General features: G+C 57.0%; 26 protein-coding genes and 1 pseudogene. 21 read left to right on the top strand and 6 right to left on the bottom strand.

Features of this window, described 5'->3' with window-relative positions:
• Nucleotides 1-6 precede the first annotated feature (6 nt).
• Genes fliN through fliR form a run of 5 tightly spaced genes read left to right on the top strand, consistent with a single transcriptional unit; the run spans nt 7 to nt 2,544 of the window.
• Entirely contained in the window at nt 7-390 is a 384-nt protein-coding gene (fliN, locus tag IB212_RS14240) for a flagellar motor switch protein FliN (protein ID WP_041909256.1), read from the top strand.
• Entirely contained in the window at nt 390-758 is a 369-nt protein-coding gene (gene fliO, locus IB212_RS14235; protein WP_041909258.1) for a flagellar biosynthetic protein FliO, read from the top strand. The genes fliN and fliO overlap by 1 nt, the downstream gene beginning before the upstream one ends.
• Nucleotides 759-787: 29 nt before the next feature.
• A complete protein-coding gene (fliP, locus tag IB212_RS14230; RefSeq protein ID WP_047363020.1) occupies nt 788-1,486 on the top strand; it encodes a flagellar type III secretion system pore protein FliP in 699 nt (232 codons plus the stop codon).
• A gap of 9 nt (nt 1,487-1,495) precedes the next feature.
• A complete protein-coding gene (fliQ, locus tag IB212_RS14225; protein ID WP_041909262.1) occupies nt 1,496-1,765 on the top strand; it encodes a flagellar biosynthesis protein FliQ in 270 nt (89 codons plus the stop codon).
• Entirely contained in the window at nt 1,765-2,544 is a 780-nt protein-coding gene (gene fliR / locus IB212_RS14220) for a flagellar biosynthetic protein FliR (RefSeq protein WP_041909263.1), read from the top strand. Before fliQ ends, fliR begins: the two co-directional genes overlap by 1 nt.
• A 3-nt stretch (nt 2,545-2,547) precedes the next feature.
• Here the strand turns inward: fliR and IB212_RS14215 are convergent, their stop codons facing one another.
• Together IB212_RS14215 and IB212_RS14210 are read right to left on the bottom strand one after the other, a co-directional pair.
• A complete protein-coding gene (locus IB212_RS14215; RefSeq protein WP_041909265.1) occupies nt 2,548-3,072 on the bottom strand; it encodes a hypothetical protein in 525 nt (174 codons plus the stop codon).
• On the bottom strand, nt 3,038-3,859 hold the full coding sequence (locus IB212_RS14210) for a winged helix-turn-helix domain-containing protein (protein WP_041909267.1): 822 nt from the start codon (nt 3,857-3,859) through the stop codon (nt 3,038-3,040). Before IB212_RS14210 ends, IB212_RS14215 begins: the two co-directional genes overlap by 35 nt.
• Nucleotides 3,860-4,315: 456 nt before the next feature.
• Between IB212_RS14210 and IB212_RS14205 the strand changes: the two genes are divergently transcribed.
• The 4 genes and pseudogenes from IB212_RS14205 (at nt 4,316) to IB212_RS14190 (ending at nt 8,868) form a co-directional block, all read left to right on the top strand.
• The gene (locus tag IB212_RS14205) at nt 4,316-4,807 is read left to right on the top strand and encodes a DoxX family protein (RefSeq protein WP_041909269.1); all 492 of its coding nucleotides are present in this window, start codon (nt 4,316-4,318) and stop codon (nt 4,805-4,807) included.
• Nucleotides 4,808-4,920: 113 nt separating this feature from the next.
• Nucleotides 4,921-6,084, top strand: a complete 1,164-nt coding sequence (locus IB212_RS14200; RefSeq protein ID WP_041909270.1) for a methyl-accepting chemotaxis protein — start codon at nt 4,921-4,923, stop codon at nt 6,082-6,084.
• A 19-nt stretch (nt 6,085-6,103) separates the two neighbouring features.
• Nucleotides 6,104-7,999: pseudogene (locus IB212_RS14195) on the top strand (methyl-accepting chemotaxis protein).
• Nucleotides 8,000-8,418: 419 nt separating this feature from the next.
• A complete protein-coding gene (locus tag IB212_RS14190) occupies nt 8,419-8,868 on the top strand; it encodes a hypothetical protein (protein ID WP_041909273.1) in 450 nt (149 codons plus the stop codon).
• 178 nt (nt 8,869-9,046) lie between these two features.
• On the opposite strand, the gene IB212_RS14185 is transcribed toward IB212_RS14190, so the two are convergent.
• Entirely contained in the window at nt 9,047-10,504 is a 1,458-nt protein-coding gene (locus IB212_RS14185; RefSeq protein WP_041909275.1) for a flagellin, read from the bottom strand.
• Nucleotides 10,505-10,804: 300 nt separating this feature from the next.
• Here IB212_RS14185 and fliD point away from each other — a divergent pair, with 300 nt between their 5' ends.
• From fliD to fliT, 3 genes are read left to right on the top strand one after another with little or no spacing between them, the layout of a single operon-like run.
• Nucleotides 10,805-12,298, top strand: a complete 1,494-nt coding sequence (gene fliD, locus IB212_RS14180) for a flagellar filament capping protein FliD (protein ID WP_041909277.1) — start codon at nt 10,805-10,807, stop codon at nt 12,296-12,298.
• Between the two features lie 43 nt (nt 12,299-12,341).
• The gene (fliS, locus tag IB212_RS14175; RefSeq protein ID WP_041909279.1) at nt 12,342-12,749 is read left to right on the top strand and encodes a flagellar export chaperone FliS; all 408 of its coding nucleotides are present in this window, start codon (nt 12,342-12,344) and stop codon (nt 12,747-12,749) included.
• The gene (gene fliT, locus IB212_RS14170; protein ID WP_041909281.1) at nt 12,742-13,062 is read left to right on the top strand and encodes a flagellar protein FliT; all 321 of its coding nucleotides are present in this window, start codon (nt 12,742-12,744) and stop codon (nt 13,060-13,062) included. Before fliS ends, fliT begins: the two co-directional genes overlap by 8 nt.
• Nucleotides 13,063-13,197: 135 nt before the next feature.
• On the opposite strand, the gene IB212_RS14165 is transcribed toward fliT, so the two are convergent.
• From IB212_RS14165 to flgA, 3 genes are all read right to left on the bottom strand, one after another.
• Complete coding sequence (locus IB212_RS14165) at nt 13,198-13,641, bottom strand: flagella synthesis protein FlgN (RefSeq protein WP_041909283.1); 444 nt, start codon at nt 13,639-13,641, stop codon at nt 13,198-13,200.
• Between the two features lie 17 nt (nt 13,642-13,658).
• Nucleotides 13,659-13,952 (bottom strand): flagellar biosynthesis anti-sigma factor FlgM, encoded by a 294-nt coding sequence (gene flgM, locus IB212_RS14160; RefSeq protein WP_041909285.1) that lies wholly within the window; start codon nt 13,950-13,952, stop codon nt 13,659-13,661.
• A 72-nt stretch (nt 13,953-14,024) separates the two neighbouring features.
• The gene (gene flgA / locus IB212_RS14155; protein ID WP_041909287.1) at nt 14,025-14,723 is read right to left on the bottom strand and encodes a flagellar basal body P-ring formation chaperone FlgA; all 699 of its coding nucleotides are present in this window, start codon (nt 14,721-14,723) and stop codon (nt 14,025-14,027) included.
• 237 nt (nt 14,724-14,960) lie between these two features.
• Between flgA and flgB the strand changes: the two genes are divergently transcribed.
• From flgB to flgJ, 9 genes are all read left to right on the top strand, one after another.
• On the top strand, nt 14,961-15,371 hold the full coding sequence (flgB, locus tag IB212_RS14150; RefSeq protein ID WP_041909289.1) for a flagellar basal body rod protein FlgB: 411 nt from the start codon (nt 14,961-14,963) through the stop codon (nt 15,369-15,371).
• Between the two features lie 6 nt (nt 15,372-15,377).
• The gene (gene flgC / locus IB212_RS14145) at nt 15,378-15,782 is read left to right on the top strand and encodes a flagellar basal body rod protein FlgC (RefSeq protein ID WP_041909291.1); all 405 of its coding nucleotides are present in this window, start codon (nt 15,378-15,380) and stop codon (nt 15,780-15,782) included.
• A gap of 8 nt (nt 15,783-15,790) precedes the next feature.
• The gene (locus IB212_RS14140) at nt 15,791-16,498 is read left to right on the top strand and encodes a flagellar hook assembly protein FlgD (RefSeq protein ID WP_041909293.1); all 708 of its coding nucleotides are present in this window, start codon (nt 15,791-15,793) and stop codon (nt 16,496-16,498) included.
• Nucleotides 16,499-16,521: 23 nt separating this feature from the next.
• Nucleotides 16,522-17,724, top strand: coding sequence for a flagellar hook protein FlgE (gene flgE, locus IB212_RS14135; protein WP_041909296.1), 1,203 nt, complete (start codon nt 16,522-16,524; stop codon nt 17,722-17,724).
• A 9-nt stretch (nt 17,725-17,733) separates the two neighbouring features.
• Complete coding sequence (locus tag IB212_RS14130; protein WP_041909298.1) at nt 17,734-18,471, top strand: flagellar basal body rod protein FlgF; 738 nt, start codon at nt 17,734-17,736, stop codon at nt 18,469-18,471.
• 21 nt (nt 18,472-18,492) lie between these two features.
• Complete coding sequence (flgG, locus tag IB212_RS14125) at nt 18,493-19,275, top strand: flagellar basal-body rod protein FlgG (protein WP_041909299.1); 783 nt, start codon at nt 18,493-18,495, stop codon at nt 19,273-19,275.
• A gap of 64 nt (nt 19,276-19,339) precedes the next feature.
• Nucleotides 19,340-20,026, top strand: a complete 687-nt coding sequence (locus tag IB212_RS14120) for a flagellar basal body L-ring protein FlgH (RefSeq protein ID WP_041909302.1) — start codon at nt 19,340-19,342, stop codon at nt 20,024-20,026.
• Nucleotide 20,027: 1 nt separating this feature from the next.
• Entirely contained in the window at nt 20,028-21,155 is a 1,128-nt protein-coding gene (locus IB212_RS14115) for a flagellar basal body P-ring protein FlgI (protein ID WP_041909304.1), read from the top strand.
• A complete protein-coding gene (gene flgJ / locus IB212_RS14110; RefSeq protein ID WP_041909306.1) occupies nt 21,155-22,075 on the top strand; it encodes a flagellar assembly peptidoglycan hydrolase FlgJ in 921 nt (306 codons plus the stop codon). Before IB212_RS14115 ends, flgJ begins: the two co-directional genes overlap by 1 nt.
• Nucleotides 22,076-22,176 lie beyond the last annotated feature (101 nt).

The following is a 22,176-nucleotide window of genomic DNA, read 5'->3' as shown; positions in this document are numbered from 1 at the left end:
TTCCCCATGAGCGATATGAACACCTCATCGGGTTCTGACGATCAGTCCATTGATAATCTCTGGGGTGATGCAATGAGCGAACAGCACGCGGCGGGAATTACCGACACCATGGCTGCACCGCAATTTTCTGACGAGATGAACCTGATCCTCGATATCCCGGTAAAAATGACCGTGGAGCTGGGGCGTACCAAAATGACCATCAAAGAGCTGCTGCGCCTGAGCCAGGGCTCGGTGGTGTCGCTGGACGGGCTGGCGGGGGAACCGCTGGATATCCTGATCAACGGTTATCTGATTGCGCAGGGTGAAGTGGTGGTCGTTTCCGATAAGTTCGGCATCCGCATCACGGATATCATCACGCCGTCTGAACGTATGCACCGCCTGAGCCGCTAATGAACGCCACTGACTCCCTCCCGGCGACCGGCTCGGTGCTGATGACTGTCACCGGCGCGCTGGCCCTGATTATCCTGCTGATGGTGGCGATGGCCTGGGCTGCCCGCCGCAGCGGGCTGTCGCGTCGGCTCAACGATGCCCAGGGCAACATGACCCTGGTGGCGACCCAGTCGCTGGGGCCGCGCGAGCGCCTGGTGCTGGTGGACGTGGGCGAGCAGCGGCTGGTGCTGGGCGTCACCGCTTCGCAGATTACCTGCCTTGCGACGCAGGCGCGCCCGGAGCACGCCCCGCAAACCTCTGCGCCTGCGACCTTCCCGCAGATGCTGGAAAAGTTGCGCCAGAAATACCGTTCGGGAGGTGAGCAGTGAACCGCCGCCTGCTGCTGGCGCTCGTCCTGATGTTGCCTGCCGCCGGTGCGCTGGCGGCCAACGGTGATATCACCCTCGGTAAACCGGCGGGGGAAGAGGGCTGGACGCTGCCGGTGCAAACCCTGCTGCTGCTGAGCGGGTTTACCTTTATTCCTGCCGTACTGCTGATGATGACCGGCTTTACCCGCATCATCATTGTGCTGGGGCTGATGCGTAATGCCCTCGGCACGCCCACCGCGCCGCCAAATCAGGTGCTGGTGGGGCTGTCGCTGTTTTTGACCTTTTTCGTCATGTCACCGGTGTTCAGCCAGATCTATGAAAAAGCCTGGCAGCCGCTGCAGGAAAACAAGATCACCATGGAAGTGGCCCTCACGGAAGGGGTGAAACCGCTGCGTGCCTTTATGCTCGACCAGACCCGCGAAAGCGATCTGGCGATGTTTGCCCGTATCGCCAAAACCCCGGATATCGCCTCGCCGGAAGAGGTGCCGCTCAGCATTCTGATACCGGCGTTTATCACCAGCGAGCTGAAAACCGCCTTCCAGATAGGCTTTACCATCTTTATTCCGTTCCTGATTATCGATCTGGTAGTCGCCAGCATTCTGATGGCGCTGGGGATGATGATGGTGCCGCCCACCACCATTGCGCTGCCGTTTAAGCTGATGCTGTTTGTGCTGGTCGACGGCTGGCAGCTGCTGGTGGGATCGCTGGCCCAGAGCTTTTACAGTTAGGAGAGACCCATGACCCCGGAAAGCGTAATGGTGATTGGCATGCAGGCGATCAAGGTGGGACTAATGGTGTCAGCCCCGCTGCTGGTGGCCGCGCTGGTCACCGGTCTTATCATCAGTATTTTGCAGGCCGCCACCCAGGTCAATGAAATGACCATGACCTTCATCCCGAAGATCCTGATCATCGTTGGCGTGGCGGTGGCGCTGGGGCCGTGGATGATGAAGATTTTTATTGAATACACCCGCGCGGTGTTCGCCAGCATTCCTTTCGTGATTGGCTGATGGCCTTCGGACTTCCTCTCGACCAGCTCTACGGGCTGGTCAGTCACACTTTTTTCATCATGGTGCGCATTGCCGCGCTGCTGCACGTTGCGCCGATTTTCGGCGAGAAGGCGGTCAGCGCCCGTCTGCGCGCGGGCCTGGCGCTGTTGATTGCGATCCTGATTGGCGGCACGCTGCCTGATGCGCAGATTGGCCTCTACTCCTGGGAAGGGGTCTGGGTGATGGCGAAACAGGTGATTATCGGCGCGGCGATGGGGCTGACGCTGCAGCTGCTGTTTGCCGCCGTGCGCATGTCCGGCGAAATCATCGGCATGCAGATGGGACTTTCGTTCGCCACCTTTTTCGACCCAGGCGCTGGCAACAGCCCGGTGATCTCACGTTTTCTCAACCTGCTGGTGACGCTGCTGTTCCTCGCCTTTAACGGCCATCTCTGGCTGCTGGCGCTGCTGGCGGAAACCTTCCAGACGCTGCCGGTCGACGCCACGCCGCTGCACGCGGGCGGGTTTATGTATCTGGTGACCCACGCGGGGATGATCTTTAGTCAGGGGCTGATGTTGGGGCTACCCGTGATTGCGCTGCTGCTGTGCATTAACTTCATCCTCGGGCTGTTAAACCGCCTGACGCCGCAGCTCTCTATCTTTGTGATTGGCTTCCCGTTGACGCTGACCTTCGGCATGCTGGCGCTTTTCCTGATTGCCGAAACGCTGGCACCGTTCTTTGAGCGCCTGATGGCCCTCGGGTTTGACACCCTTGATGGCCTGATTCAGGCGCTGGTCTGACCCTCAATTCATGCAGGCGATACGGGCGACGGTCTCCGTGCCGGAGGCGAGGACTTTGTCGTCCAGCAGGTAGACAGTGCTGGTCGCCTCTTCACCCGGTTTGATTTGCGGGAAGATATAATCGGTCACGTCTTCATCCGAGCTCTGGCCGCCGAGCTTGCGATGCTGGCTGGTGACGGTCAGATGGAGCCGCTTGCCCGACATATCAATGTCGTAGCGCACTTCGCGGTTTACGGCTTTCGGCAGCCCGTCGCGCTTGCCGTCTTTGAAGTGACTGATGCTGCCGATATAGGTGGTATGTCCGTTGAACAGGCCGTCACGGTAAGACCGGTAGATACCGCGCGCCAGCGTCGCGTTGTTATCGTCCTCAATAATGTAATACGAGGTCGGCGCAATACAGACCGCCTTATAGGGCGAGGTATAAAACCCGTACAGCGCCATGGCGCCGGTTCCGATAATGACCCCGCCAAGAAACAGCAGGGCGAGCGGCGATTTAATAATGGCGAAAATAGAACGATTCGCAGTCATTCCCTGAATCCTTAAAGGGTTGTTGGCAGGCAATAAGCCCCTGGAATTTACTCATCTTTTCCGAGCCCGTGGTCACATACAGTACGGCTGCGGGCTTCTCGTCGGTACGGCGCGCCAGCACATGGCGGGTATAGGTCTGCAGCGTGGATTCAATCAGCGCGGTCTGCGACTGTTTGTCCTGCTGAACCATCACCTCGGTACCGGGCGGCACGCCGGGGCCATTCCAGCGCACAAAGTGCACCGGCTGCGGGCTAAAATCAAAAATTCCGCGCAGGAGTAGCGCAATCACCAGCCCAACGAGCACGCCGCTGAGCGTGGCGCAGATCTTTTGCATGAGCGTGCTGCGGGCGGGCGGCGGGGCGGGTTCGACCGTCGGAGGCACCTCTGGCGCAACGGCCTGTACGGGGGCTTCCTGATGCGGGAGGTCTGGTGCCGGCGTTGCAGGAGCCACTACGCTGCCGCTCTCCCGCACCAGCAGACGATAGCCGCTGCGCGTCACGGCGATGAGCGTGATGGCTTCCTGCAGGTTTAGCTGAGCGAACGCGCGGCGTAATTTGGTGATCATCACCCGCACGCTGTTGTCGGTGACCTCCACCCCGGCGCTGCGCCAGCCGATCTCCATCAGCTGTTCCTGGGAAAGCACTTCCCCATGAGCCTCCACCAGCGCGGCAAGGCACAGACATGCACTTTGGGGAAGCGTGACGGTCTCTTGCGTATCCGTTCGGGCAAGCGTACGGATCTGCAAATCCAGCGACACTAACGATCCAATCGCGATATTGTTTAGCATAGTTATTTGATTCTTCTGGTGTATTGGGTATCGCTTCTGGCTAATGTAATTAATAGTAATGAATGCACGTTATTGCTAGCCGGGAGCCAGAGCGACATGTTTTTTATGTCTTACTTCATCTTTTTGCAACCATTATGTAAAAGCAGCCTTAACACCTTTAAGGTTATTAATTGCGGTGTTTTAACCACACCAAAAATAACGTTATGAGTGATTGCGTTTTAATCACATTAAAACCAATTGGTTACCAATTTAACTGCGCGTGCGCGGCGTCAGCAGCGTTGATAATGAGACGCTGTTATCACTTTTGATTAAACATTTTTTAATCTGTACAAAATTATTAATTGTGCCGGAAATGGCGGGGCGGCGGTTGCGCACGAGGTCTGCGAATTTATACTGAGTAAAAGGCAGGTTATTGAATTTATTAAACAGTATTCATTTTCTTAACAAGGATGACCGATGTTCTCTCTTAAGCGTTTTATGCATACGTCCGATATGCCGGCCATGTTTCCCGTATTTATCTGTCGTCTGGTGACAGGTGTATTTTTCTTTTCTGCCGGGTTTAATAAATTATTTGTTCCTGAGAACCAGCTGCTGATGGTGGATACCCTGCACGATGCGGGGATCCCTTTCCCGGTTGTTATGGCGGTAGTGGTGGCGTTCCTGGAATGCAGTATGGGTCTGCTGTTGACGCTGGGGTTGTTCAGCCGCGTTAGCGCGCTGATATTAATGGTCATCAGCAGCGTGGCGCTGATCACGATTGGGATTTACACCATTCCGCGCGGGCTGAATTTGATTTCATGGCTGAGCTGGCTGTTTTATCTGCCCGAGACGCTCTATGTGGTGCTCTGCCTGTTCCCGTTGACCTGGGGCGGCACCCTTTGCAGCCTCGACGGCTGGCTGGTCAAACGCTGGCAGAAGGTCCGCAAAATTGTTTTTGTTGAGGGTTAACATAAGTGCGCGGTTATCAACGGTTTGAAGAGCATATTTCCTGATTCCTGCATAATAAAATAGCCCTGCAGAGGCAGCATTGTGCTGCCGTTAAAAGAACAGGCGCTGATGTTATGGTTTTTATTGTCATACTGGTCGTTATTTTCATTACCCTGGTGATTCTGGTGCAGGCTGGCGTCATGCCGTGGTTTATTCGCACGGAGGGGCAGCGCCTGCGCACGCAGGTTGATGTCCTGGCGACCCAGCTGCGCGAGCAGCTCGATCGTGTTGAAGCGCAGCAGCGTTCAATGACCGAAAGCGTGGTCACCCTTAAAAGCTTCGCGCTGGACAAAAGCGCGCCGGGCGAGACGGATAGTGCCGAAGAGACGGGCAGCAGCCGTCAATTTCTCAATGCACTGGTCAAAGAGACGGGCGAACGTCTTGGCGGTCGCGCCTGGATTGTGGACGACACCGGGCGCATCATCGGCGATGCCGCCGGTGCGCCGACGGTACAGTCCCTCAACGATATTAACCTGCCGATGGCGGTGCCGTTGCGTGCGCTGGTGGCCCAGTCGGATGGCGGGTTGCGTCATACCCATTTTCGCAGCGCCAGCGGCGAGCATACGCTGATGGTGATGCCCATTCCCGACAGGCCGTGGCTGCTTGCCATCGACGTGCCCACCCGGCGAATGGGCGAGCGGCCGGGCATTATGTTGCATAAGCCGTGGCCGCTGGCGGCCTTGCTGCTGGTCTCTACGTTGACCCTGCTTCGCAGCCTGAACCAGCATCTATCCCGCCTCAACGAAGAGCTGCCGTCGCAGCTGAAAACCGAGCAGGGCGCGCATTTGCCGCCGCTGATGCAGGAGATTGGCGAGCAGGCGAGCGCGATTGCCAGGGCAGCCAGCACGATTGCCGAGGAGAATGAACGTCTGCTGCGGGTACCCGAAGCGAACGCCAATATGCTGGCCGTGTTGAGCGAAAGCGCCACGGGCGCGATCCGGGCAATGAACGCGCTACACGACGCCGCGCTGCACATTGCCGACAGCAGCGGCACGCTGGTGCAGCTGGCCAGTCGCGCCTACAGCTATTCCCTTCATAACGATGAGAGCGTGTTTGCCGTGGAGTCGCGCAACCTGGCGAGCCGCTGCGCGCGTTCGTCGAAAGAACTCCGGGCCCTGATTGACGATGCGATGATGCAGGCGCAAAGCGGGGCACCTTCGGTGACGCAAAATAACAGCGTGCTGATTGAAGAGGTTTACACGGTGGCGAACACCTTAATTCACCGCACGAGCGGATAATCTACGAGTATTTCATATTATGTTTTCCTCCCTTCAAAGCAGGGCCATTATGCTGGTCTCTGCTTTCTTTATTTTACTGACCCTCATTACCCTCTGGGTTGTTATGCACTTCATTGCGCCCGCGCTGCTGAAAGATGAGCACCGGCGCGTGCACTATCAAATTAACGAGCACACCGCCGCCGTGACGCAGCTGATGTCGCGGGTACAGGCGCAGCAGCGCGTATTGACGGAAACCGTCGCGCAGCTCGAGAGCGCGCAAATCGACCGTCTGCTTCCTGCCCTGGTGAACCAGAACGGTGACAGCACCCTGTTTGGCGGCGGCGTGTGGCCGCTGCCGGGGAAGCGTGAGCCGGGCGTGGAGAAAAACAGCACGTTTTATGCCAGAGACAAGCAGAACCAGCTGCAGCTGAACGGTACGTGGAATCAGCCGGATGCGGCTGCTTACTGGCAGCAGCCGTGGTTTAAGGCTGGGATGCGTGCTGCAAAAGGGCAATGTGCGTGGGCCGACGCCTATATGGACGCCGCCAGCCCGCAGCCGTGAACCAACTGTGCGATGCCGATCTGGCGTGACGGTCAGCTGTGGGGCGTGGCGACGCTGGACGTAACGCTGGGCTTCTTCAATGAGCTTGCGCGCAAGATCGCCGAGCCGCTGCAGGGCGGCGTGCTGATTGTCGAGGCCAACGGTAAAATTATCGGCTACAGCCGCGCCAGCGACACCACGCCGCAGCTGAAAAATATTATCGACCTGCCCGGAGATGAAATCGCCATTCTGCAGGAGATGCTATCGCAGGGCAGCGGTGGCTACATCGAACGCACCTATGAGGCTGACGATGGCGAACATACCATCTTCCTCTCTCCGATTGCCGGCAGTCCGTGGTTTGTGGCAACTGATACCCAAAGTAGCTTGCTGAACCAGCAGACCCACAGCATTCTGCTGCGTTTGGGAATGGTGCAGATCCCGCTGCTGCTGCTGTTGGGAGTGGTTTTGATTCTGACCGTGCACTTTATGATGCGTAACCTCCAGACCGTGAGCGACCGTCTGGCCGCGCTGTCCGCGGGCGGGGCCGATCTGACCCTGCGCCTGCCGCAGAGCCGTACGCGCGAGCTGAACGCTATCGCCGACAACGTGAATACGTTTATGCGCTATCTGCAGGGGTTGATACAGCAGGTTGGAGCGAGTACGCGCACGATTGCGGCAGCCTCTCATCAGATTGCAGAGGGCAACGTGTCGCTCTCGTCACGCACCGAAGAGCAGTCCGCCTCTCTGACGCAAACGGCGGCGTCGATGGAGCAGATTGCCGGTATTGTGGGCAACAACGCCGACAACGCGGCGGATGCCGACAGGCTGGCCACGCAGGCGGCCGCCGTGGCGCAGCAGGGCGCGACGCTGATGAATGCTGCGGTGGAAAAGATGAGTCATATTGAATCGTCATCCCTGCGCGTGACCGACATCGTCGGGGTGATCGACGGTATCGCGTATCAGACCAACATTCTGGCGTTGAATGCGGCGGTTGAAGCGGCACGAGCGGGCGAGCAGGGGCGCGGTTTTGCCGTGGTGGCGGCAGAGGTGCGAAGCCTGGCCCTGCGATCCTCCAGCTCGGCGAAGGAGATCCGCGAGCTGATTAACGACGCGGTGATCGGCGTGCAGGACGGCAGCCGTCTGGTGCAGGAGGTCGGGGAAATCATGAACGCGCTGGTGACGTCGGTTAATGAGGTCTCCATGCTGATGGAAGAGGTCAAAACCGCCAGCCGTGAGCAGAGCGTCGGTATTGAGCAGGTGAACGTGGCGGTATGTCAGCTTGAAAGCGCCACTCAGCAGAATGCCGCGCTGGTGGCGGACGTGTCGACGGCGGCGAAGGCGATGGAGGAGCAGGCCGCGGAGCTGGAAAGCGTGGTGAACCGGTTTAGGGTGTGATGCGGTGCGCGCTGTCGGTCTTGCCCGGCGGCGCTTCGTTTGCACGAGCCTACAGGAAGCAACGCACATGTAGGCCGGGTACGGCGAAGCCGCCACCCGGCACAAATCTGGAAGGCGCCTCGTAATCCTGGAAGTAACCTTATGTAATTCGGGGTTTACCCTTTTTTTTGTTTTCATCACTTCGTAAAGTGCCCGTGTTGCGGAAACGTCCGCAACCGGGCGTGAGAACCTGAAAATACAAGGCGATACATTTTTGTATCGTACATGCGCACACGTCGTTACAATCATGGCGGCGCTGGCGGAGCAACCGTTAGGTTGGTCGGCTCCCTTGTATGTCGATTCTCACCTCCGTCAGCGCCACCACCTTTGAGCGTGAGAACTCCGGTGGTGGTTGTATGAATATACAAGGAGACTTTCATATGACTATTCTTTCCACACTCTCTGAATCATCCCACGTTAACTTTATCGAACAGCTCATTGCCTTACCGCTTCCGGCCTCTGCCAACCTTTTTGATGTGGCCGATATCTGTGCGGCATTCGCGAGCGCGTTGGTTGAGGTCGACACTATACGCGAACGCAACGCGCTCTGCGGGCGCTTGCTACACGCTCTGGATGAGCTGGAGCATTGTTGCGACGATGATCTGCCACCGCATTTGATTGAACAGCTCATTGCAGGGGACGCTGCGCCGTCATGCATGCCGGATAGCTGGCAGGATACGGCCACACCGGTTAGTTATGCGCAAGCGCTGGCACAGGCTATTCTGGGTAATACTCTGCCGCAGAGTGTGAATAAGGCATTGACCGGATTACTGCATGACATGGTGCATCTGTTAGCCGATTTTGTGAAGGAACCTTACCTGCACGCTTAAAAATAAAGTCGGGTGGCGGCTTCGCCTGACCGGCCTACATTTACGTTGCTTCCTGTAGGCCTGTGCAAGCGGAGCGCCGCCAGGCAAGAAGATGATGCATAAACAAAAAAGCCCTCCACCAGGGAGGGCAACCGCGCATGGAGGACATGCGCGTTAGTGTTTGAGGCGGTCAAGCAGATTAACGCAGCAGGGACAGCACGTTCTGCGGAACCTGGTTCGCCTGGGCCAGTACGGACACGCCAGCCTGCTGGAGGATGTTCGCGCGGCTCATAGCAGACACTTCCACGGAGAAGTCTGCATCCTGAATACGGGAGCGCGCTTCGGTGGTGTTGATGATGTTGGTATTCAGGTTCGCAATGATGGAGCTGAAACGGTTCTGAACGGCACCCAGGTCGGCACGGAAATCGGCAACTTTGGTGATGGCTTTATCCAACTGATCGATCAGAGTATCTGCGCCAGCCGCGCCTGAAGCGGCTTTAGCGAAAGCGTAGGCATCACGTGGAGCGGGGTCGGCACCAATAGTCACAGCCCCTGCAGCATCAAGGGTGAACGACTTAACTTCACCATTATTGTCGACCGCATAGTAACTGTTTGGCGTGCCGCCAGAGAATACCTGAATACCAGAGGTTGCGGCATCAGCACCAGCGAATGCAGCCGCGGAAATTTCGTCTAATTTATCTGAAAGTTTAAATGCGGTTGCTGCACCAGTATTATCGTTCAGAATATCGTCGTTTTTAACCGCGACTGGAGTGAATGTGCTCAGGCCGTTAATCAGAACATCGGCATCCAGCTTGGAAAGTGCAGCACCAGGTGTTGCATCACCATCAATTTCAACGTTACCAGCATTATCTTTAAATTTGATATTCATTTCTTGTGCTTCCTGGGTTGTGGAGTTAACCGCAAAGAAGCGTACAGTGCCATCATCCTCTTTAAAGGTATGTAATTTGTCAGCACCAGGTACAGTTGATTTAGCCAGGACAGCAGTAATATCGGTGGTGGTCAGAGTGTATTCGCCTACGGGGGTATCATATTTTTGACCATTAGCACCTACAACGCCTTTCCCGCTAAATTGTGGATCGTCTATCGTCGCCGTAATTTTAGCAAAGTCGCTACCGAAGTTTTCCAGACCCAGTTCTTTGAGGTTCAATTCGTTCAGATTGATATCAATAGTGTCGCCATCTTTATCGCCGATCTGAATGGTGATTTTATCCTTAGAACCGTCGAACACTTTCACACCGTTGAAGTTGGTCACGTCGGCAACGCGCTGAATTTCTTCCAGACGGGAACCGATCTCTTTCATGATGGATTTGCGGTCATCTTCAGAGTTGGTGCCGTTTTTCGCCTGCACGGTCAGCTCGCGGATACGCTGCATGTTTTCGGTCACTTCTTCCAGCGCGCCTTCAGTGGTCTGCGCCAGGGAGATACCGTCGTTGGCGTTACGTGCCGCCTGGGTCATACCGCGGATTGAAGAGGTGAAGCGGTTGGAGATGGCCAGACCCGCTGCATCGTCCTTCGCGCTGTTGATACGCATACCGGAAGAGAGACGCTGAATAGCGGTGCCCAGGGCAGACTGAGATTTGTTCAGGTTGTTCTGAGCCATCAGGCTCAATGCGTTGGTATTAATGACCTGTGCCATTGTTGTATCCTTCTAAGTAATAATGACTGTGAGTGATATGCGTTCGTTGATGCGCATACTTCTTTCATCGGGGGGAATAAAAAAGACTGAATTATTTTTTTGCTTTTTTTATTGATGGCGAAAAATGGCGACAGGTTTGGCGTCTATTATTTAAATGGCGAAGGGTAATGACGTAATAAGCGCACGAAACTGTCTTTACCCTTCTTCCATATTGTTGTGCCCCCTGTGAAAAATTAAACTTCCTTCTCTATTATCCGATGAAAAGAGTGTGAACTATTTCATTTCTGGAGGAACATTATTATGGCTGGAACGAATTTTTTAGGCGTGGGGTCCGGGCTGCCGTTTGATCAGTGGCTGGCAGATGAGCGCAAAGGTATTACGAAAAAACTCAATCCTTATCTGCAGAAGCAAACCACCTATAAAGGGCAGATTTCTGCATGGGGCTCTATTTCCAGCGCGCTGAGCACGATGAAGGACAATCTCGGCAAGCTGGAAGATGAGGGATTTAACGGCGTCAGCGTGAGTGACAACAAAACCTTTAAGGCCACAGCGGGCGAAGGGGCGATTCCCAATAGCTATTCCATCGCTGTTAAACAGCTGGCGCAAGCCCATCAGTTGGCAGTAGTGAACGATACGCGAGATCAAAAAATTGGTGACAGTGCCGCGAAGGTCACCATCACCCTGAAAGAGGGTGAAAAACCGATGGAGCTGGATCTCAAGAGAGACGAAACTTCTCTCGAGCAAATAGCCAAAAAGATCAATGAACAGAAGGGCGATGTCGTAGCGGAAGTGATAACCATTGGGGGCGGGAAGCACAAACTGGTGCTGACCTCGAAAAAAACCGGTGAAGCCGGGGAAATGGATATCAAAGTGACAGGCAATACGGCGCTGGAAGCTAAGCTGGCAGATGCTGCCGCAAAACCTGAAACAGAAGCGCAAAATGCGGAAATATTTCTCAACGGTAACCTTGTCACCCGCAGCGCTAACACCATAAAGGATTTGATCACCGGTGTGACGCTTGAACTGCGGGAAGTATCGGATATGAAGGACCCTCCTGCTGACCCGGCCGACCCTAACAATCCGGAAAACTACAAAACCGAATCCCTGACCATCACCGAAGACACCTCAAAGGTGAAAACGTTGATTGAGGAGTTTGTCAAAAATTACAACAACTACCTCAACACCGTGGCTGGCGCGACCAAATATACCGCTCCCGATCGCGACAAATTAGCAAAAGATGAGGTCCCCACATCCGACCCGACCAATGGTGCGTTGTTCAGTGACGGGTCTTTACGTCGACTGACCAGCGAGCTGAAAGCCACCGTGACGGGCAGCTATCCCGAGGTTGGGGATGTCATTCAGACGCTGGGTAAAATAGGGATTACCGTCACGTTCGACGGTAAAACCGGCGATGATCGTACCGGTACGCTCGGCACCCTGACCATCGACAGCAAAAAACTTGATGCCGCCCTGAAGGACAACCCGAAAGAGGTTGAAGCGCTGTTCCTCGGTAAAGGTGGTAAAGAGGGAATTAAGGACCGGATGGAAGGGATTTTTAATACCTATCTTGGTGACAAAGAGTCGATTGAGAAGAAAGAAGGCGTGATCGAAACCGCGCTGGACTCCCTGCGCGATCAGGAAAAGCGCATCGGCAAGCAGATCACGGCCATTGAACGACGCATTGAAGAGACCATGCTGCGCAGGGAGAAAGAGTATCAGCGCCTGGATAAGGCCATGAGCGATATGAACAACATGAGTACCCGTCTACAGCAGTCGCTGGCGGGGCTGGTTTAATCATTACTATCCCGGGCAGCGTGCTGCCCGGCAGGATTTGACGATGTACACCAAAACGGGCAAAAGTGCCTACACCGCTGTCTCTCTCGACAGCCAGATCGCTGGCGCGACGCCGCATCAGCTTATCGTCCTGCTCTATGACGGGGCGATTAACGCCATGAAGCGGGCAGAGATTTATTTCCAGTCGGGCAATATTGCTCGTCGCGGCGAGATGATCTCCCGCGCCATCAATATTATCGACAACGGCCTGCGCGCCGGGCTGGATCACGAGAAGGGCGGGAAAATTGCCGAAGAGCTGGAGAGCCTGTACGAGTATATTTCCCGTACGCTGCTGGAGGCGAATCTCAACAAATCCGGTGAAAAGCTGCCGCACCTTATTGCCCTGATGACGGGGATGCAGGAAACCTGGCAGGCCATCGCCCCGCAGCACAAGCAGGTGAAACATGGATAACGACGTGATGGCGCTGATTGATGAGTTGCTCATCAGCAATGCGAAGCTGCGGCAGCAGGCCGATGCGGGCGAGTGGGATGTGTTTCTTGACGAGTCCGTGGCTTACGCCATGGGAATGAGAACGCTGTGTGATATCGATTTAACCCAGCTGGCACAGCACACTAAACCGTCGGTCAGCGCCCGGCTGGCGACCCTGCTTGAGAACGATGCCCTCTTAACGCGCGCCATTAATGGACGCCTGGCCACCATCAGCACCGAACTCTCCGCCATGCGCAAAACCAGCAGCGTGGCAAAATCTTACACCGCTGTTTAATTTACCTCTCACCCTAACCCTCTCCCCGTAAGGGAGAGGGGATTGTCAGCCCGTAGGCCCGCGCAAGCGAAGCGCCGCCGGGCAAAAAAAAGCCCACCGGAGGCGGGCAAAAGAGGACAACGCAGACAGGATCGATCAGATACTGATGTTGTACTTGCGGGCCGCGGGCAGCTGGCTGGATTCGCCCGCGGGTCCATAGAGCGTGCTAGCGTGGCCCACGTGGTCGATGGCCTTGCGGATATGCTGATTTTTCTTCATATGGCTTTGCAGCAGCGATTCCACCTTTTGATTCAGCGACTTTGTGCTGCGCACCTTCTCATGCACCTGCTGCCAGCTGGCAAACAGCTTGCCGAGCCCCGGGTAGGGGGCTTCCGCGCCGCAGCTTTGCTCCTGCTGACGGCGCATATCGTCGTAATACTGAATGGTCGACAGCAGCTGGTTTTTGTTATCCGCCAATACCTGCAGCGACACCGGGTTGATCTGCGTGCGGTTGAGCTGATTGACCTCTTCAATCATGATCGCCTCCAGCTCATCCAGAGACGTTTTCATCTGCGCGAGTATCGGGTAAAGCTTGTCCATAGGGGTCCTGCTTACGGTTAAAACTGAAACATGTCCTGCACCATCGCCTGAGCAATTTTCTCAGGCTCGATGCGCAGGGTACCTGCCGACAGCGCGGCGCGAAGCTCGGAGACGCGCGCGTAGTCCACGTCGCGGCTGTCGTCGGTCTGGATCTTTTTGGTCATTTCACTCAGGGTGACGTTGGTGTTGTCGCGCTTGTCCGAACGTTTTGCCGCAGTGTCACTCTCCTGAGGCTGCGTGCGGGCGCGCAGATCCTGAGTTGGGGCGATTTTTGCAATCGGCGCGGTGGTCTGGCTGCTGTTGATGCTCATGGTGGTCCTCTCAGGGAAACATGTTCTGTACTCAATATTGTTTTCATCGGTGATTCACAGAAAACCTAAAATTTATTGTTGTGAAATAATCATCACCTGCCCGTCAGCTCCCACTTTTCCACTCACGGTGCGCCCGCCTGCCGTTTTGACTTTGAGCAGGTCATCCACCGCGGCGTTGTTGAGCGCCTTGCCCTGGCTGCGAATACGAAAGCCTGAACCGGTCGTCACCAGGTCGACCGTCTGTCCGGCGCGCAGACGCCACTGCTGGCGAAGCTGGTTTTCTAACAGCGGCTTACCGGCGTCGATGGCGCGGGTCAGGCGCTGACCAATAATCTCATCGGCGTTAAAGATGAGTCCCCCCGGCTGGTGGTCGAGACTGCCGGTAACCGGCTCGATATCGCTGCGCTGGACAATCGCCCCGCCGGGCAGGCTTTGGCTTGCCACCCACCAGGTGCCCTGCGCGCTGATGCGAACCGGCAGGAAATGGCGACGCGCGCCGCACTGCGCGAGCACGGTGCGTTTGCCGGTCAGACGGCTGTTGCTTCCCACCAGGCTCAGCTCCGGGTTATCGCACACGGCGGCCAGCTGCGCGGGTGCGGCGAGCAGGGTTACGGTGCGCACGATGTCGCTACCGACTTCAGGCTGTGGGATCAGCGCATCCAGTTTAAGCATCAGCCGCTGCTTTGCCGTCTGGTCAGAGGGTACGCTGGCTGCGGCGGATGCAGAAAAGAGCAAAGCGGCCACCGCCGTGCTGATTATTCGGAGCTTCATCGTATTGCCTTAATCATATCTGTGATGGCTAAATTATATACGCAGGCACCTGGGTTTTATTGCTTCAAATAATGACACTTTTGAAGGTAATTAAATCTATCGTCGCGTTAACGTTATTAGGATTATTTCTATTTCCCTAAATAGGCTTATTTCTGTCGGGTCTTCGCAGTGTGATATTTCACCAGCGCTGACTACACTATCGCAGTTTAATTAACGCAAGACAGGAGTGCTGTTGTCATGAATAAACTTGATGACGCCTTTCGCTTTCAACAGCAGGCGTTAGGTTTGCTGTCGCGCCGCCAGGATATATTGGCTTCAAATATTGCGAATGCCGACACGCCGGGCTACAAGGCGCGCGATATTGATTTTACTCAGCAGCTAAAAGCCGCCATGGAAAATAACGCTATGGCGAAATCTCCCGTATCACTGGCATTAACGTCACAGAAGCATATTGAAGGTAAAGCGATGCCGTTTGACGATGCGAATGTGCTGTATCGCATACCGGATCAGCCGAGTGCCGACGGTAATACCGTGGATATGGATCGCGAGCGCGTCAATTTTGCGGATAACGCCGTGAAATATCAGTCGGGACTGACGTTTCTTGGCGCGGATATTAAAAAAATGATGACTGTGCTCAGTCAGGGGTAATCAACGATGTCGCTCTTTAGCGTATTTGATATTTCCGGTTCGGCGATGGCGGCCCAGTCCCGACGCCTTAACGTCAGCGCCAGCAACATGGCCAACGCCGACAGCGTGGCGGGGCCGGACGGTCAACCCTACCGCGCGCGTCAGGTGGTCTTTTCCGTTGACGCGTCTGTCGGTCAGGAGATCGGCGGCGTGCAGGTTAGCGACGTAGTCGAGAGCAGCGCGCCGGACCGCCTGGTTTATGAACCGGGCAATCCGCTGGCTGATGAACAGGGCTACGTGCGGATGCCCAACGTCAACGTCATCAACGAGATGGTGAACACCATTTCCGCCTCACGCAGCTACCAGGCCAACGTGGAAGTGATGAATTCCGCCAAAAGCCTGATGCTGAAAACATTAACGCTTGGTCAGTAAGGACGCATATGGCGGTCTCTTCGATTAACAACAATAACGGCGGTGCGGGTGGCACCGGCACCGGCAACAGCGCGGCGGATCTGTCAAACCAGTTTATGAACCTGCTGGTGGCGCAGATGAAAAACCAGGATCCCACCAATCCGATGGATAACAACCAGCTCACCTCGCAGCTGGCGCAGTTCAACATGGCGGCGGGCGTCGAGAAGCTCAACAGTTCCGTCGCGGGCGTGCAGGCGATGATGATCCAGCTTGGCAGCATGAGCGCCTCCTCCTGGGTAGGGCGCAGCGTGCTGATTGAAGGCGAGGCGAAGGTCTCCTTTGGCGAGCCGGGGATCGGCATCATGCAGGAAGGCGTGGAACAGCCGGGTAATTCGGACGACTTCCACTTTGTATTAGGAGGCGATGCCGAAACGGTAACCGTCACCCTGCACGACGGTGATAAGGCGTACACCGCAGAGCTGAAGAACGTGAAGCAGGGCATGAATACCTACAACCTCGACGACCTGGAAAACTTCAAGCCGGAGCCGGGGCCGCCGCGCGACAGGGAATACACCCTCTCCTTTGAAGCCAGCAATCCTGAGGGGGAAAACCCGGAAGTGTTTGGTCTGGTTCAGGATCAGGTTCAGGGCGTCACGATGGACCCGAGCGGACCGATTCTGCATCTGCTGAATAACGATCCGATTGGCATGGGTAAAGTTTTTGTCATTCAAAAATAGTCATTACTTTCTGGAAATTAATTATGGGTTTTTCACAAGGTCTTAGCGGCCTGAGTGCCGCAGCAAAAGCGCTGGACGTGGTGGGTAACAACATCGCCAACTCCCAGACGGTCGGGTTTAAAGCAGGCTCCGTCTCCTTCGCCGATATTTTTGCCGGTTCGACCGGTATGGGTGTGCAGGTGGCGGGCGTCAACCAGAATATGGGCGACGGCAGCCTAATGAACGGCACCTCCGCGCTGGATATGGGGATTACCGGTCGTGGCTTTTTCCGCATGGTCGACCAGGCGGGCAGCGTGTTCTACGGACGCAACGGCCAGTTTGAGCAGGACCAGAACGGCTTTATCGTCAACAAAACCAACGGGCTGTTTTTAACCGGCTATCAGGCGACGGATGGGGTGATTAACCCGGGCGCGCAGGTCGGACCGATTCGCATTCCGAAGGACGACATGCCTCCGGCGGCGTCAACCAAAGGCGACGTGACCGGCAATCTGAAGTCCGATGATAAAATCATTCCGCCGGCGCCGGGCTTCGATCCTGACAACCCTGATACCTACAACTACGTCAGCGAAGTGACCGCCACCGACAGCCTGGGGAATAAGCACGCTATCAAGGTGTACTACGTGCATACCGCAGAAGGTGAGTGGAAGGTTCATGCCCAGGACTCTACCGCGCCTGGCACGGGTGCGGATGAGTGGAGTGAGCAGACGCTTACGTTTGGGCCTGACGGCAAACTCACCACGCCGAAGACAATAAACATCAAAGGAGAGCCTTACAACGGCTCAGCGGCGCTGGATCTGACACTTGATCTGAATATTACCCAAAACGCCAGCGATACCCAGGTGATGCTCGGCGAGATTGACGGTCAGGCACCGGGTAAATTTAACAGCTATCAGGTCAGCGACACGGGCGAGGTGATTGCCATCTACAGCAACGGCAAACGTCAGACCGTGGCGCAGGTGGTGCTGGCCGATTTCGCCAATGCGGGTGGCCTGGAGCAGCAGGGCAACAACCTGTGGGCGGAAACCGTGCAGTCCGGCCAGCCGTTCCTGGGGACCTCGGGCACCGGCAGTTTCGGGGATATCACCGGCGGCATGCTGGAGTCCTCCAACGTGGAACTGGGCAACGAAATGGTCAACATGATCGTCTACCAGCGTAACTACCAGTCCAACTCGCAAACCATCAAAACCCAGTCTGAAGTCCTGCAGACGCTGGTTAACCTGCGTTAAGGCTGAATGATGGATCGCGCTATCTATACCGCCATGAGTGCCGCTAATGCGGCGCTCAACCGCCAGGCGGTCACCTCTAACAATCTGGCGAACAGCTCCACCGCGGGCTTTCGCGCCCAGCTGGCGGCCTTCCGCTCGGTGCCCATTGAAGGGGAAACCCTGCGCACCCGCGCGCTGGTGGCAGAGTCCACGCCGTTCCACGACACCACCATGGGGCCGATCACCCACACCGGGCGCAGCCTGGACGTGGCCTTGCCACAGGACGGCTGGCTGGCCGTGGCGATGGACGACGGCAGCGAAGGCTATACCCGCAACGGCGCCATCGAGGTGGATCAGGACGGGGCGCTGAGCGTCAACGGCCGTCCGCTGATGGGCGACGGCGGGCCGCTGGAAGTGCCGCCGCAGTCTCACGTCACCATCGGCAGCGACGGCACCGTGTCGGCGCTTGGCATGGGCGATGACCCGACGGCGCTGGTGCCCGTTGGCCGCCTGAAGCTGGTCAACGCTGAGATGAACAGCATGGTTCACGGCGATGACGGTCTGTTCCGCCCGGCGAGCGGCGTAATGTTGGCTCAGGATGAAACCCTGCGCCTGACGCCGGAGGCCATCGAGGGCAGCAACGTCAGCCCGGTGCAGGCCATGACGGCGATGATCGCTAACTCCCGCGGCTTTGACATGAACATGAAGGTGATCCGCACCGCCGACGAGAACGCCCAGAAGGCCAATCAGCTATTAAGCGTGAGCTAAATTCGCGCAAGGAGCCACAACATGATTCGTTCTTTATGGATCGCAAAAACCGGGCTGGAAGCACAGCAGCTCAATATGGACGTCATCTCCAACAACCTGGCGAACGTCAACACCAACGGCTTTAAGCGTCAGCGCGCCGTGTTTCAGGATCTGCTCTATCAGAACATGCGCCAGCCAGGCGCCCAGTCGAGCGAGCAGAACACCCTGCCGAGCGGTCTGCAGTTGGGTACCGGCGTGCGTCCGGTCTCCACCCAGCGGGTACACACGCAGGGCGGTATGAACCCGACCGGCGACGAGTACGACGTGGCTATCGAAGGTGAAGGTTTCTTCCAGGTGCAGATGCCGGACGGCAGCACCGCCTACACCCGCGACGGCCACTTTGCCAAAAGCCCAGACGGCCAGCTGGTGAATGCCGAAGGCTATCCGATTCAGCCGGGCATCGTGATACCGCAGGATGCCACCAAACTGAACATCGGCAGCGACGGTATCGTCAGCGTGAAGGTGCCCAGTCAGGCGGAAGAGCAGCAGATTGGGCAGCTGACGCTGACCACCTTCGTCAATAACGCGGGGCTCGAAAGCATCGGCGGCAATCTCTACAAAGAGACCCAGTCTTCCGGCGCGCCGAACGAGCTGAACCCCGGCATGGAGAGCGCGGGCACGCTGAAGCAGAGCTACGTGGAGATCTCCAACGTCAACGTAGCGGAAGAGCTGGTGACCATGATTCAGGTGCAGCGCGCCTACGAAATCAACAGCAAAGCGGTCTCGGCATCCGATCAGATGCTGCAGCGCCTTTCCCAGCTGTAATGTCCTCTCTCTGGCCGCTCGCGCGGCCAGACTTTTTATCGACACTGAAATGAAAATATTGTCTATGCACATTCCGGCAGCCGCGCTGCTGGCCAGCACGCTGCTGCTTAGCGGCTGCGCGCACATTATGCAAAAGCCCCTTGTTGAAGGCCCGACAACGGCAACACCATTACCGATGGCACCGGCAGCGACCGGCGGCTCACTGTTTCAGGCAGGGCAGGGAATGAACTACGGCTACCAGCCGATGTTCGAAGACCGCCGCCCGCGTAACGTGGGCGATACGCTGACTATCCTGCTGCAGGAGAACGTGAGCGCCAGCAAAAGTTCCTCCGCCAGTGCCAACCGTAATGGATCGGCCGGGATGGAATTGCTTGCCGTGCCGACGGGGGCCGATAGCTGGCTGGGTGACGGGAAGGCGGATTTCAAAGCCCAGGGCACGAATGACTTCGCAGGCAAAGGCGGCGCGGCGGCGCGTAACACCTTTACCGGCACCATCACCGTGACCGTGAAAGAACTGCTGTCTAACGGCAACCTCAGCGTGGTGGGCGAGAAGCAGATCGCCATCAACCAGGGCACCGAATTCATCCGCTTCTCCGGCGTGGTGAACCCGCGCACCATCAGCGGCAGCAATACCGTGCCCTCCACCCAGGTGGCGGATGCGCGCATTGAGTACGTCGGCAACGGCTACATCAACGAAGCGCAGAACATGGGCTGGCTGCAACGCCTGTTCCTCAACCTTTCTCCTTTCTGATATGACCATGAAAAAAGAATCTATCCTGTTTTTTCTCAGCATCCTGCTGTATGGCATGACGCTGGCGGTGCCTAAAGTGGGACACGCGGAACGTATTCGCGACCTGGCGACGGTGCAGGGCGTGCGTTCTAACTCCCTGATGGGCTACGGCCTGATTGTCGGCCTTGACGGTACGGGCGACCAGACCATGCAGGCGCCGTTTACCGGCCAGAGCCTGAATAACATGCTCTCCCAGCTGGGGATCACCGTACCCGCAGGCACCAATATGCAGCTGAAAAACATTGCGGCGGTGATGGTGACCGCCGAGCTGCCTCCCTTTGCGCGTCCCGGCGATAAGCTGGACATTGTGGTCTCCTCGGTCGGTAACGCCAAAAGCCTGCGCGGCGGTACGCTGCTGATGACCCCGCTCAAAGGGGCGGATAACCAGATCTACGCCATCGCCCAGGGCAATATTTTGATCTCCGGCGCAGGCGCGCAGGCGGGCGGCAGCCGCGTGCAGGTGAACCAGCTTAACGGCGGGCGCATCAGCGGTGGGGCAACCGTCGAGCGTGAAGTGCCGAACGATTTCGCGACCCAGAACATCGTGCGTTTGCAGCTGAACGAGACCGATTTCTCGCTGGCGCAGCAGATCAGCGACGCCATCAACCAGCGCTACAGCGGCGGGGCGGCGCTGCCGGAAGATGCCCGCACCGTGCGTCTGTTCGCGCCGCCGGACGGCCCGTCCCGCGTGCGTTTCCTCGCCAACATTCAGGACATCCCCGTGAAGGTGAACGTGCAGGACGCGAAGGTGATTGTGAATTCGCGCACCGGCTCGGTGGTGATGAACCGCCACGTGTCGCTCGATTCCTGCGCGGTGGCGCACGGCTCCCTGACGGTTGAAGTGATGCAGAACAACATCATCAGCCAGCCGGATACGCCGTTTGGCGGCGGGGAGACGGTGGTGGTGCCGCAGACGGATATCTCGGTACGCGACAGCGGCGGCTCGCTGCAGCACGTGCGCAGCAGTACCGATCTGAACGCGGTGATCCGCGCCCTGAACAGCCTGGGCGCGACGCCAAACGAGCTGATGTCGGTTCTGCAGGCGATGAAAAACGCCGGCTGTCTGCGGGCGAAGCTGGAGGTGAACTGATGAACGCCTTCGACAAGTTCGATCAACCCGCTTTTGACGTCCGCTCGCTGGACACGCTGAAACGGGAGGCCGGGCGGCAGACGCCCGGCGCGCTGAAGGCGGCGGCGAAGCAGATGGAGGGTATTTTCGTGCAAATGATGATGAAGAGCATGCGCGATGCCAGCTTCAAGAGCGATCTGCTGAGCAGCCAGTCTTCGGAAATGTACACCGCCATGCACGATCAGCAGATCGCGCAAAACATTGCTGGGAGTGGTCAGCTCGGCTTTGCCGATCTTATCGTTCGCCAGTTGGGGGGCGAAAGCGATGCCCCGGTAGTCACCCCGCCGGGGCGCGATGTTTTACGCCCGGGGCTGTCGTCTGCGCCCGCCACCGGCCCGCTGCGTCTGCCTGCGCCGGTGTCATTTGCCAAACCGGTCGAAGGGGCGCATCCGTTTATATCCCGTCTGCTGCGCCCGGCCCAGGCGGCTGCGCAGCAGAGCGGGTTGCATCCGCATCTGATTCTGGCTCAGGCGGCGCTGGAGTCCGGCTGGGGGAAACGGGAAATCCCCGCCGCTGACGGCAGCCCGAGCCACAACCTGTTCGGCATTAAGGCCACGGGCGACTGGCGCGGCAAAACCACCGAAATCACCACCACTGAATATATCAACGGCGTGAAGCAGAAGGTGAAAGCCGCGTTCCGCGTCTACGACTCCTATGAACATGCGCTCTCGGACTACGCAAAGCTGCTGACAAAAAACCCGCGCTATCGCGGCGTGGTGCAGTCAGATTCAGCAGAGCAGGGGGCGAAAGCGCTGCAGGCGGGCGGCTACGCGACCGACCCGGCCTACGCGAAAAAGCTCATCACCATTATTCAGAAGGTAAAAGGCGATATTCAGCAGGGCGTGAATGCCTATAAAAACGATATCGACACTATTTTCTGACAAAGATGTTTTAGAGAATTTTTGAATCACCGATGAAATAAAAAGAGCCATGAACTTTCTGGCCCGGATGCGAACCCGGGCCCGCAATCAGGGAATATCCA

The organism is Enterobacter sp. E12, from assembly GCF_014596715.2.
In the GTDB taxonomy this organism is placed as follows: domain Bacteria; phylum Pseudomonadota; class Gammaproteobacteria; order Enterobacterales; family Enterobacteriaceae; genus Enterobacter; species Enterobacter bugandensis.
Note: the sequence above shows the minus strand (reverse complement) of the source record. Positions and strands in the feature narration are given on the sequence as shown.